General features: G+C 65.3%; 13 protein-coding genes and 1 riboswitch. Of the genes, 7 read left to right on the top strand and 6 right to left on the bottom strand.

The window, feature by feature from the left end:
- Positions 1-17: 17 nt before the first annotated feature.
- Positions 18-308: a DUF3331 domain-containing protein gene (locus KH616_RS13885; RefSeq protein ID WP_292245361.1), complete on the bottom strand. Its 291-nt coding sequence runs from the start codon at positions 306-308 to the stop codon at positions 18-20.
- 381 nt (positions 309-689) lie between these two features.
- Between KH616_RS13885 and KH616_RS13880 the strand changes: the two genes are divergently transcribed.
- Positions 690-1,322: a histidine phosphatase family protein gene (locus tag KH616_RS13880; protein WP_292245359.1), complete on the top strand. Its 633-nt coding sequence runs from the start codon at positions 690-692 to the stop codon at positions 1,320-1,322.
- Positions 1,323-1,383: 61 nt separating this feature from the next.
- Here the strand turns inward: KH616_RS13880 and KH616_RS13875 are convergent, their stop codons facing one another.
- Positions 1,384-1,944, bottom strand: a complete 561-nt coding sequence (locus tag KH616_RS13875; protein ID WP_292245357.1) for a DUF4337 domain-containing protein — start codon at positions 1,942-1,944, stop codon at positions 1,384-1,386.
- Between the two features lie 654 nt (positions 1,945-2,598).
- On the opposite strand from KH616_RS13875, the gene KH616_RS13870 reads away from it, so the two are divergent.
- The 6 genes from KH616_RS13870 to KH616_RS13845 all read left to right on the top strand — a co-directional run bounded on the left by KH616_RS13870 (position 2,599) and on the right by KH616_RS13845 (position 8,690).
- Positions 2,599-2,922 carry a DNA-binding protein gene (locus tag KH616_RS13870; RefSeq protein ID WP_292245363.1) on the top strand — a complete coding sequence of 108 codons (324 nt, stop codon included), beginning with the start codon at positions 2,599-2,601 and terminating at the stop codon, positions 2,920-2,922.
- 796 nt (positions 2,923-3,718) lie between these two features.
- Positions 3,719-4,837, top strand: a complete 1,119-nt coding sequence (locus tag KH616_RS13865) for a branched-chain amino acid ABC transporter substrate-binding protein (protein ID WP_292245356.1) — start codon at positions 3,719-3,721, stop codon at positions 4,835-4,837.
- Positions 4,838-5,009: 172 nt separating this feature from the next.
- A complete protein-coding gene (gene livH, locus KH616_RS13860) occupies positions 5,010-5,936 on the top strand; it encodes a high-affinity branched-chain amino acid ABC transporter permease LivH (protein WP_292245355.1) in 927 nt (308 codons plus the stop codon).
- Between the two features lie 11 nt (positions 5,937-5,947).
- A complete protein-coding gene (locus KH616_RS13855) occupies positions 5,948-7,219 on the top strand; it encodes a high-affinity branched-chain amino acid ABC transporter permease LivM (RefSeq protein ID WP_292245354.1) in 1,272 nt (423 codons plus the stop codon).
- Positions 7,216-7,989, top strand: coding sequence for a high-affinity branched-chain amino acid ABC transporter ATP-binding protein LivG (gene livG, locus KH616_RS13850; protein ID WP_292245351.1), 774 nt, complete (start codon positions 7,216-7,218; stop codon positions 7,987-7,989). The genes KH616_RS13855 and livG overlap by 4 nt, the downstream gene beginning before the upstream one ends.
- Positions 7,989-8,690, top strand: coding sequence for an ABC transporter ATP-binding protein (locus KH616_RS13845; RefSeq protein WP_292245350.1), 702 nt, complete (start codon positions 7,989-7,991; stop codon positions 8,688-8,690). Before livG ends, KH616_RS13845 begins: the two co-directional genes overlap by 1 nt.
- Before the next feature lie 55 nt (positions 8,691-8,745).
- Here KH616_RS13845 and KH616_RS13840 read toward each other — a convergent pair whose 3' ends face one another.
- The 4 genes from KH616_RS13840 to KH616_RS13825 form a co-directional block, all read right to left on the bottom strand.
- Positions 8,746-9,336, bottom strand: a complete 591-nt coding sequence (locus tag KH616_RS13840; protein WP_292245348.1) for a TMEM165/GDT1 family protein — start codon at positions 9,334-9,336, stop codon at positions 8,746-8,748.
- 19 nt (positions 9,337-9,355) lie between these two features.
- Positions 9,356-9,537, bottom strand: a riboswitch (yybP-ykoY riboswitch).
- A 171-nt stretch (positions 9,538-9,708) separates the two neighbouring features.
- Positions 9,709-10,203 carry an SRPBCC family protein gene (locus tag KH616_RS13835; RefSeq protein WP_292245346.1) on the bottom strand — a complete coding sequence of 165 codons (495 nt, stop codon included), beginning with the start codon at positions 10,201-10,203 and terminating at the stop codon, positions 9,709-9,711.
- Positions 10,204-10,318: 115 nt separating this feature from the next.
- Positions 10,319-10,618: a 2Fe-2S iron-sulfur cluster-binding protein gene (locus KH616_RS13830; protein WP_292245344.1), complete on the bottom strand. Its 300-nt coding sequence runs from the start codon at positions 10,616-10,618 to the stop codon at positions 10,319-10,321.
- Positions 10,619-10,727: 109 nt separating this feature from the next.
- On the bottom strand, positions 10,728-11,710 hold a 983-nt coding region (locus tag KH616_RS13825), incomplete at its 5' end, for a sigma 54-interacting transcriptional regulator (RefSeq protein ID WP_292245342.1).

Genomic DNA, 11,710 nt, shown 5'->3' with positions numbered 1-11,710 from the left:
ACTGCGCCGGCGCTCCGTCAGTTGCTGCCGGCGAGAGCGAGCACTTCGGCGGCGGAGATCATCGCGGCGGCATTCGCGGGGGCCGGACGCTCGGCCGGGCGGAATACTTCGTCGCCACGATGGATGACCTGCCGCGACAGCGCGCAGGTGCCGGTGCGCTGGGCGAAGCGGCGGCGCCAGCGTTGCTCGCCGTAGTGACAGCGGCCGGGTTCGACCCAGCGGACGACGAGCAGTGTTTCGGAACGTTCGAGGATTTCGACGTGGACATCGTCAGAATCGAGCACTGGCAGGGATTTGGAAGAATTCATTTTGCCGGTTCCTAAAGCTCGTGCGGTATCGATCCAGGCAGTGTTTGCAACTGCCCGATGTCGATTCCGTAGCGGTTTCCAATTTGTGGTGCGCTAAATGTAAGCGTCCGCGCGCGGAAAAAACATCCTGCTTTGGTTGAATTACCTTTTGCCGATTTAGAAATAATCGGCGCCCATTTTCGAGAAAGGCGAGGGTAACGATGGGTGTGGCCGGCGCGGCTGCAGCCGTGAAAGCGGGCCGCGATGTCGCGGCCGCTGGCTCGGAACCGCTCGACGCGATGGCGTGCCGAATCGGATTTGACAGATGCGCGCGATGTTCCGGAAATGCATTGTTCCGGTTGGCGTTGCTAAAATCGCCGCATTCCCTTATTCACGCAACTGATGAAAAGCTACCGTTTTCTGCCGGCGCTCATGGCCGCTTCGTTCGCTGTGATGACCGGTCTGGTCTCGATGCACGCGCGGGCCGCGGACGAGGAGGTCGAAACGATCGTCATGGTCCGGCATGGCGAAAAACCGGCCAACGGGCTCGGCCAACTGACGTGCGAAGGGCTGAATAGGGCGCTCGCGCTGCCGCGCGTGATCGAAGCGAAATACGGCAGGCCGGATGTGATCTTCGCCCCGGATCCGGCGCATCAGAAGGACGATCGCGGCACGAAATACGATTATGTGCGGCCGCTGGCGACGATCGAGCCGACCGCCATCTACTTTGGCCTGCCCGTCAACACGTCGATCGGCTTTGCCGACATCGACGGCCTGCACGCAGCGCTGTTATCCCCGTCCTATCGACAAAGCCGCGTGGTCGTCGCGTGGGAGCATACGGTCATCGAACAGTTGTCCCGCCGGATCGTCAAGGAGTTCGGCGGCGATCCGGCCGGTGTCCGGTATTGGCCAAGCGACGATTACGATGCCATCTACGTGCTGCGCATCACGCGTCAGGGTGCGCGCGGATCGGCACTGCTGACCGTCGAGCGCGAAAACCTCGACAATCGCGCGAAGACCTGCCCGGGCGGTTAAGCAGCCCGGGCGGCCGAGGGGAGCATGGCCGCCCGGCGGGCGGCGAGGGTGACTCGCGTGCTTACAGATGCAGGAAGCCGGCGATGGCGACACCGAGGCCGCCCAGCCCGGTGAGTCCTGCCAGCACGAAGAGCTTGCGGCTGCTGGTCAGCGACGTGATGGCGGCCAGCGAGATCGCCACGCTGATCAGCGCGAGCGCCTGCCCGAACATGTGTTGCGGGTGTTGATTGCTCTCCGACTGACGGTTTGCCGCCTCGACCTGTTGCTCCAGGTCGCGCGCCTTGGCCGTCGCTTCCTTCTTCCGCTCTTCGTATTTGCCGATCTGATCGCGGTAATAGGCCTGCTTTTCGGCAGGCGCCGTTTCAGCGGCGAGTTCCATCAGATGCCCTTTGTTCGACTGGGCCTGATAGTAGCTCCATTGATCGCTCGCCTTGCTCTGCAACAGGACCGCGTCGTTCTTGGAGATCAGGGCCCGGGTCTGCAGAACCCCTTCTTCGTAGTGCAGCAGGCCGGAGACGGCAGCCAGGATGGCGGTAAAGACGGCGACCCAACGCGACAGCGGATCGCCGGAGCGAGCGGCATGCTCGACTGCTTGATCGTGGGGGGCGTGTTCGTTCGACATAGAACTTTGGAATCTCGTTAAAAACGGTTGGATTGCAGATGGACCGCCTGACGCCCCGTCGGGCGCGCGAGCCAGTTTATCTCCACGCCTGAACGCCCGGGCGTCTTGGCGCGGCAGAAACGCGCTTGAACCGGCCATCTTCCCTATCAACGTGACGGTGTTTCCGAAACAAAAACGCATCAGGATTCAGGCTTGATACAAGACAAACGCGTGGCGCCGCGGCGGCGCATAAACTGGATGGCATTCTGAGGTTTACGCCGTATTTCGTCTACTCGGGTTCACGCGTCATGCGGCCGCATCTTTCGCGTGCCGGGCGTGGTGTTGGCCGCCGGCGTCGTTTCAGTTTTCCCTGCGCGCGTTACGTTACATCCTTGAATCATTTTGCTGTTCGCGCTGTTTCCCGACAGCCGGGGCGTGTGGTGACACGGTGCGGCACGTCATTGGCCGAGATCGATGCAGGCCGCCTGCCGATGGGCCTGAGCGGCGATCGTCGGGTTCTCTTTCGTGGGTTCCGGCATCGCGGGGCCGGGCGCTGGTACGAATTCTGCAATGCATTGGGCACAAGGACCGCGCCGGTTGATCGGTACGGATACCTACAAACCGTCGAGCGCGTCCATCGGACCGCCTCGCCCAACCGCAGAACGGGGACACGATATTGACGCGCTTCCGAACCAGTCCGACGCGCAATTCCAGGCTTTCCTGGTCAAGCTCCTCGAGCAGCCGAAGTCGACGTGGAGCGCCAAGCAGCAGATGGAACTCGACATGGCGCATACGCTGTCCGCCGAAATGGTCCGCCTCGCGGAGCGTCTGCGCGCCAATACCGAGGATCTCGAGAGTTGCGCCACGTTGCTCAAATACGCACGAGCACTCGACTTCATCCTGACGTCACTCGCGGCGCGACGCGACATCAATCCGCGGACGCTGCGCACGATCTTCAAGCTGGCGAACCTCAAGGTCGACGAGGCGTATCCGGACTGAGCGCCGGCTGGCACGCCGTCGATCCGTCGCGTCTCAGGCTGCGGTTCGGCTGCGTGAAGCCGCGATGTATCGCGCCGGCAACATGCGAAGGGCGACGAGAGAATGGCGACGAGACCGGCCGGGATGCCGGAGCGCAGCGGATTGGCATTATTTTTCGTGGATGACGATTCGCTTTCGATGTTGGCGATTCAGACAGCAAATCGAATGATTTGCCCGGTTCGGGCAGCGCACTGCAACGCGTGTCTGCTTCATCGCTCGCTCGGCTGCCGATCGCGCGCGATGCCGATCGGCCAGCCGAACGCTTCGCCCGCTTCCGACGACCGAATCGCGAAATCCTTGCCAGACAAGGATAAGCGGCGAGGCCTCGGCCCGAATCGCAACCCGATTGCGCCGTTTGTTCGCCACGCGCGCAGGTCGAGGTTGCACCGGAATTGCCACCGCGTCGCACGATCGTTCTCCGTGTTTTCCCTTGGTCGGCCCGCATTTTCGACAGACGATCTCAAAATCCTCATATAATTTCAGTTGCCTTGCCAACAGCTGTCGGACCATCCCTCCGACGAGCGGTTCGGCAAGCGGGGCAGGCGAAACGCTTGCGCAATGCAAGACGCATCACGTTGTCTTTCCGAACCAAAGGTTCCCTCGGGGACTGAAAGAGCCGGGCCCCGCACAAGTCTTATCACGCCGCAGGTCCGTCTTCGCGTCTCGGGCGTGTCCCATGTCCTCGCCCCCGGTGCTGTTCGATTGCGCAAGTCATGCCGCCTTTGCCCGTATGACTAACAACATCGAGGAGCTCCAGATGACGCTGTCCCGTCTTACGTCCATGTCTCTCGCCGCCGTGCTGTTTGCCGTCGGCGCCGCCGCCGCGCAAGCGGAAACCGTGAAGATCGCCATCGCCGGTCCGATGAGCGGCTCGGTCGCCCAGTATGGCGACATGGTCAAGGCCGGCGCGCTGACCGCGATCGAGCAGATCAATGCGGCAGGCGGCGCGGGCGGCAACAAGTTCGAGGCCGTGATGATGGACGACGCGTGCGAGCCGAAGCAGGCGGTCGCCGTTGCGAACAAGATCGTCAGCCAGAAGATCAAGTACGTGATTGGCCACGTGTGCTCGGGCTCGACGATTCCCGCCTCGGACATCTACGAGAACGAGGGCATCGTGATGGTCACGCCGTCGGCGACCGCGCCGCAGCTCACGGAGAACAAGAAGCGCAAGTTCATCTTCCGCACGATCGGCCGCGACGACCAGCAAGGCCCGGCAGCGGCACGGTACATCATCAATCACGTCAAGCCGAAGAAGGTCGCGGTGCTGCACGACAAGCAGTCGTACGGGCAAGGCATCGCGTCGTCGGTGAAAAAGGATCTCGAAGCCGCGAAGATTCCGGTCGTGCTGTTCGAGGGCATCAACGCCGGCGATTCCGACTATTCGGCGATCATCACGAAGCTGAAGTCGCAAGGCGTCGACTTCGTCTACTTCGGCGGCTATCACCCGGAAATGGGCCTGCTGCTGCGCCAGGCGCGCGAGCAGGGCGTGAAGGCCGTGTTCATGGGGCCCGAGGGCGTCGGCAACAAGGACGTGACGGCGATCGCCGGCCCGGCGTCGGACGGCATGCTCGTCACGCTGCCCGCCGACTTCTCGGCCGATCCGGCCAACGCGGCGCTCGTGAAGGCCTTCGCCGACAAGAAGCGCGACGCGAACGGCCCGTTCCAGATGCCGGCGTACGCCGCGGTGAAGATCATCGCCGACGCGATCGCCGGCGCGAAGACGACCGATCCGACGAAGGTCGCCGCCTACATGCACCAGCATACGTTCGACACGCCGATCGGCAAGGTCGCGTATGACCCGCAGGGCGACCTGAAGGCGTTCAAGTTCGTCGTCTACACGTGGCACAAGGACGCCACGAAGACCGCAGCCAACTAAACGGCGTACCCGCCCGTACCACTGTTCCACCCCGCTCGCAGCCCGGGCGGGGCGGTGGCGTATCGGCCGCTCATGCGGCCGCGGGCGCATCGAGACGACAGCGTGCACGGCGCGCGGCCGACCGGTGATCCGGCGGCCGCGCACGGCGTGGCGCAAACGGGGCTTCCCGCACATGACCGACTTCTTTCCCCAATTCTCCCAGCAGCTGGTCAACGGCCTGACGCTGGGCGCGATCTATGCGTTGATCGCCATCGGCTATTCGATGGTCTACGGCATCATCGGCATGATCAACTTCGCCCACGGCGAGATCTACATGATCGGCGCGTACGTGGGCCTCGTCACCCTGACCGCGATCGGCGTATCCGCCGGCTATCCGTTGCCGCTCGTGCTCGGCGCCGCGCTCGTCGTATCCGTGCTGGTCACCGGCGCGTACGGCTATGCGGTCGAGCGCGTCGCGTACCGGCCGCTGCGCGGCGGCCCGCGTCTCGTGCCGCTGATCTCCGCGATCGGCATGTCGATCTTCCTGCAGAACTACGTGCAGATCGGCCAGGGCGCACGCGACGTGTCCGTGCCGGTGCTGATCGCCGGCGCGTTCGACATCCACCTCGGTGGCGACTTCGACGTGACGGTGCCGTATGCGCGCCTGCTGATCGTCTGCGTGACGGTCGTGCTGATGATCGCGCTGACGCTGTTCATCTCCCATTCGCGAATGGGCCGCGCATGCCGCGCGTGCGCGGAAGACATGAAGATGGCGAACCTGCTCGGGATCGACACGAACCGCGTGATTTCCTTCACGTTCGTGCTCGGCGCGATGCTCGCGGCCGTCGGCGGCGTGCTGATCGGCCTCACGATCGGCAAGCTCAATCCGTACATCGGCTTCGTCGCCGGAATCAAGGCATTCACCGCGGCCGTGCTCGGCGGGATCGGCAGCATCCCGGGCGCGATGCTCGGCGGCGTGCTGCTGGGTCTGGCGGAGACCTTCGCGGCGGGCTACATGCCGGCCGAATACAAGGACGTGGTGGCGTTCGGCCTGCTCGTGCTGATCCTCCTCTTCCGCCCGACCGGCCTGCTCGGCAAGTCGGACATCGAAAAAGTCTGAGGGAGACGCAGATGAGTCAAGTCATATCCGTCCGCCAGCCGGCTGCCGACGCATCGGTCGGCGCGACACTGAAAAACGCGTTGACCGCGGCGCTCCTGACCGCGGTTCTCACGATCCCGGTGCTCGGCCTGCAATTGAAGCTCGACGGCTATCAGGTGGTGCTGGAGCCGCACTGGCGTCCGGTGTGGGCCGCAGTCGCGGCCGTGTTCCTGTTCCAGCTCTTCAAGCCGTGGCTCGTGCGCGCGAAAGCCGCCATGCCGCTGCCGGCCATGCCCGCGATGGGCGCGAAGCAGCAGCGCGCGATCCTGTGGGGCCTGCTCGCGGCCGGCCTCGTGTGGCCGTTCTTCGGGTCGCGCGGCGCGGTCGACATCGCGACGCTCGCGCTGATCTACGTGATCCTCGGCCTCGGGCTGAACATCGTCGTCGGCTTCGCGGGCCTGCTCGATCTTGGCTACGTCGGGTTCTACGCGGTCGGCGGCTATACCTACGCCATGCTGAACCAGTATTTCGGGCTGACGTTCTGGGAATGCCTGCCGCTCGCCGCGATCGCGTCGGCCACGTTCGGCTTCCTGCTCGGCTTCCCGGTGCTGCGTCTGCGCGGCGACTATCTCGCGATCGTCACGCTCGGCTTCGGCGAGATCATCCGCCTGCTCGCCAATAACCTGACGAGCCTGACCGGCGGCCCGGACGGCATTTCCGGCATTCCGAAGCCGACCGTGTTCGGCCTGGAGATGGCGCGTTCCGCGAGCGTCGAGGGCGCGAAGACGTTCCACGACCTGATCGGCCTCGAATACAGCGGCGAGCACATGGTGATCTTCCTGTACCTGCTTGCGCTGCTGCTCGTCGGTTTCACGCTGTTCGTGACGAGCCGTCTGATCCGCATGCCGATGGGCCGCGCATGGGAAGCGCTGCGCGACGACGAGATCGCCTGCCGCTCGCTCGGCCTGAACCCGACCCGCATCAAGCTGTCGGCGTTCACGCTCGGCGCGGCGTTCGCGGGCATCGGCGGCGCGTTCTTTGCGGCGCGTCAGGGCCTCGTCAATCCGGAGTCGTTCACGTTCATCGAGTCGGCGCTGATCCTCGCGATCGTCGTGCTCGGCGGCATGGGATCGCAGCTCGGCGTGATCCTCGCCGCGATCCTGCTGACGATCCTGCCCGAAGTCGCGCGCGGCTTTGCAGAGTACCGGATGCTGATTTTCGGCCTGGTGATGGTGTTGATGATGATGTGGCGTCCGCAGGGGCTGCTGCCTGCGAGCCGTCCTCACGTGGAGTTGCCGCAATGAGCGCGAATGCAGAGATGTTGAAGGTGGCCGGGCTGCAGATGCGCTTCGGCGGGCTGCTTGCCGTCGATGGCATCGATTTCGAGGTGCGCCGCGACGAGGTGTTCGCGATCATCGGGCCGAACGGCGCGGGCAAGACCACCGTGTTCAACTGCGTCGGCGGGTTTTATCGGCCGACGGCGGGCGATGTCGTGCTCGACGGTCATCCGATCGCCGGGCTCGCCAGTCACCAGATCGCGCGCAAGGGCCTGGTGCGTACGTTCCAGAACATCCGCCTGTTCAAGTCGCTGACGGTCGTCGAGAACCTGCTCGTCGCACAGCACCGGCAGGTGAAGTCGGGCCTGCTGCACGGCCTGTTCGCGACGTCCGCGTATCGGCACGCCGAGAAGGCGGCGCTTGAACGCGCGGCGATGTGGCTCGAACGGATGAACCTGACGTCGGTGGCCAACCGTCCGGCGGGCACGCTGTCGTACGGCCACCAGCGTCGCCTCGAGATCGCGCGCTGCATGATCACCGGGCCGCGCCTGCTGATGCTCGACGAACCGGCTGCGGGCCTCAATCCTCAGGAAAAGATCGAGCTTCAGCAATTGATCGATGCGCTGCGCCGCGAATTCGGCGTTTCGGTGCTGTTGATCGAGCACGACATGAGCCTCGTGATGGGCGTGTCGGACCGCATTCTCGTGATGGAGCATGGCCGGCCGATCGTGATCGGCACGCCGGAAGCGGTCCGTAACGATCCGCGCGTGATCAAGGCGTATCTGGGGGAAGAGTGATGCTGAAGCTGGAACAGGTTCATACGCATTACGGCGCGGTCGAGGCGCTGTCGGGCGTGTCGATCGAAGTGAACAAGGGCGAGATCGTCACGCTGATCGGCAGCAACGGCGCGGGCAAGACGACCCTGATGATGACGGTGTGCGGCACGCCGCGCGCGTCGTCGGGCCGCGTGACGTTCGAAGGCAAGGACATCACCGGGATGTCGACGCACCAGATCATGCGGCAGGGAATGGCGATCTCGCCGGAAGGGCGGCGCGTGTTCCCGAGCCTCACGGTGCTCGAGAACCTGAAGATGGGCGGCTTCTTCGCGAATCGCGACGAGATCGAGGCGGGCGTCGAGCATGTCTACCGGCTGTTTCCGCGTCTGAAGGAGCGCTCGGCGCAGCGCGCCGGGACGATGTCGGGCGGCGAACAGCAGATGCTCGCGATCGGCCGCGCGCTGATGAGCCGGCCGCGCATGCTGCTGCTGGACGAGCCGACGCTCGGTCTCGCGCCGCTCGTCATTGCGCAGATCTTCGACATCATTCGCACGATCCGCGACGAGGGCGTGACGGTGTTCCTCGTCGAGCAGAACGCGAACAAGGCACTGCAGGTTGCCGATCGCGGATACGTGCTGGAGACCGGGCGCGTGGTGCTGGCGGATACCGGCGCGAACCTGCTGGCCAACGACCGGATCAAGCAGGCTTATCTGGGCGGATGAAGCCGCGCGCCGCCGGCTCGGCTCGAGCGGGCGGCGCACGGCATGCGCGTCAGGTTCAGAACAGCGCGTGCTGCGTCGGGTAGAGCGCGGTTCGCAACGCAAACCCGCCCAGCACGACGAAGATCACCGCCGCGAGAATATGCACGGCCTTCGTCGGCAGCCGGTCGGCGAACCGGTGGCCGAGATAGATGACCGGGACGTTGGCGAGCATCATGCCGAGCGTGGTGCCCGCCACGACGCCGAAGAATTCATGGAAGCGGGCAGCCAGCGCGACGGTCACGATCTGCGTCTTGTCGCCCATCTCGGCAAGAAAGAACGTCAGCGCCGTCGTGCCGAAGATACCCATCGAATGCTTGGTCGCGACGGCGTCTGCTTCGTCGAGCTTGTCCGGGATGAGTATCCATACCGCCATCAGCGCGAACGACGCGACCACCGCCCAGTTCATGATGCCTGGACTGATGACGCTGGCGAGCCACGCACCGAGCGCGCCCGAGAACGCGTGATTGATCAGTGTCGCGGCGAATACGCCAAGCACGATCGGGATCGGCTTGCGAAAGCGGGCGGCGAGAACGAGCGAGAGCAACTGCGTCTTGTCGCCGATTTCTGCGAGCGCGACGATGCTGGTCGAAACAAGGAAGGATTGCATTCGAGATCAATGTTCGCCGGGCCGCACGGTCAATACGCGATGACACGCATTCCCGCGACCCGGCTGGATGGGAACGAATGTCATCGGTCTTGCCAGGCTTGCGCTGCGCACGCCATGCCGCCAGATTGGCCGGCAAGTATGTTGACGTGTGCCCCCGGACATTGCGTCCGGGGCGGCTACTCCCCGAGGAATGGCCCGTATTATAGCGACGTTCCTGGCCGATCGGGAAGCGGCGGGATGGATGTCGCGGGCCGCTCGTGCAGGGCGGCCTCGCGCAGCCGGGCGTCCGGCCGCGCGAGGCCGCATTCCGGACGATCCGTCGCGAGCCGATGCGCCGTCGCATCCGCTCGCGGAGCGTCGCCGGTCGTGCTGTTACGCGTGCGTTGCCAGGTACTTCTGCAGCACCTTCATCTGCGCGTCCCAGCCCTGATCGTTCATCTCGTATGCGCTTGCGCGACGCTCGGGCAGGAGTTCATCGAAACCGGATTCGGTCAACGTCAGCAGCGTGCCGTCCGGCTTCGCTTCGAGCGTGAACGCGACCAGCGTCATCGGCTCGTCCGAGTAGTCGACCTCCGGGTTGATCGCGGCCGGATGCCAGCGGAATGCGAAGCGCCGCTTCGGTTCGACGCTGTCGACGATGATCTCGAAGACCGATCCCGCATAGGGTTCCTGCGCCTTCGCGACGTCGGCGTCGACGGTCGTCGGCGTGATCCGGCCGAACAGCCGCGCATCCGTGTCGAACGGGCCATCGAACGTCACGCCGAACCAGCTGCCGAATTCACCGGAATTGCTGACTGCCTCCCAGACGCGATCCAGCGGTACGGACAACAGGGCCTGCTTTTCGATGCGGTCGTTTTGTTGTGTCATCACGTTCTCCAAAAGTGTGGGCCAACCATAACATGACGTGCCGGGCGGATGCTTTCGGCATCGAGCCCCGATCGTATCCGGCGATCCCGCGACGGGCGGAAAGGACGGAAGAGAATCAGCGCAATGTCGCGTCCGGCACCTCGATGACGACATCCGACGTCGGCACGGCCACGCACGGCAGCGTGTAGCCCTCCGCCTTTTCCTCGCGGCTCAGGCCGGGCCACTCGATCGTATAGCGGACCGTGCCGGCGACGAGCCTGCACAGGCAGGTCCTGCATGTCCCGTTGCGGCACGAGCGCGGCAGCGAGACGTTCGCGAACCCGGCGGCTTCGAGCAGCGTCAGCGAGTCGGGCGCCTCGAAGCTGACGCCGATCGGCTCGATGCGCACGAGAGGAGGGCGTTCGGGGGCGGTCATGTCGTAGGTGCGGCGTCGGGTCGGTTACGGCGAGCCGCCAAGCATACCCGAATCCCGCTGTGCGCCGGCGCGCAGGATGTCCGGATGCCGCATGCCCTGCCGCGCGCCGTCAGCGCCTGCGCAGATGCCGGTATACCGTATTGCGGGCCAGCCCGAGCGCCCGCGCGGTCGCGGACACGTTGCCATCGTGCCGCGCGAGCGCCGCATCGATCACGGCCGACTGATGGTCATGCAGCGTCGCCGCTTCGCGCACCTCGACGGATGGTGCGGCCCGCGACGCGTCGCAATCGAGCCAGAAATCGTCCGGCAGATGCGCCAGCGTGATTTCCGGTTCGTCCTCGGCGAGCATGCCGGCCGTACGCAGCACGTTGGTCAGCTGACGCAGGTTGCCCGGCCAGCGGTGGCGCGCAAACGCGTCGCGGACATCGGGTGCGAGCCGGCACGGCATCGGCTCGCTGCGGCCGAGCCGCTCGAGAATCCGTTCGACGAGCACGGGCAGGTCGGTGCGCGCCGCGAGCGGCGGCAGCGTGACGGAGAGCCCGTTGATCCGATAGAACAGGTCTTCGCGGAACGTGCCTGCGGCGATCATCGCGCGCAGGTCGCGGTGCGTCGCGCACACGACCCGGACATCGACCGGCACTGCGCGGCCGCCGCCGAGCGGCACGACCGCGCGTTCCTGCAAGACGCGCATCAGGCGCACCTGCTGTGCGAGCGGCATGTCGCCGATCTCGTCGAGAAACAGTGTGCCGCCGTCCGCCTGCGCGATCTTGCCGGGACTGCCGCGCTTGCGTGCGCCGGTGAACGCGCCGTCTTCGTAACCGAACAGTTCGGCCTCGATCAGCGAATCGGGCAGTGCCGCGCAATTGACCGCGACGAACGGGCCGTCCGCGCGGGGCGACGCATGATGCAGGGCGCGCGCGAGCCATTCCTTGCCCGTTCCGGTCTGGCCGAGGATCAGCAGCGGCAGGTCGCGCCCGCGGATCTTCGCGACGCGCGCGAGCACGGCCGCCATGCGTGCGTCTCCGGTGTCGAGGGTGGCGAACGTGACCGCGTCGGGATCGGCGGCGCGGGCGCGCTGCGCCGGCAGGGCGG

This window comes from Burkholderia sp. (assembly GCF_018375725.1).
Classification (GTDB): domain Bacteria; phylum Pseudomonadota; class Gammaproteobacteria; order Burkholderiales; family Burkholderiaceae; genus Burkholderia.
The sequence above is the reverse complement of the archived record's forward strand: the minus strand, read 5'-3'. Positions and strand labels throughout refer to the sequence as shown.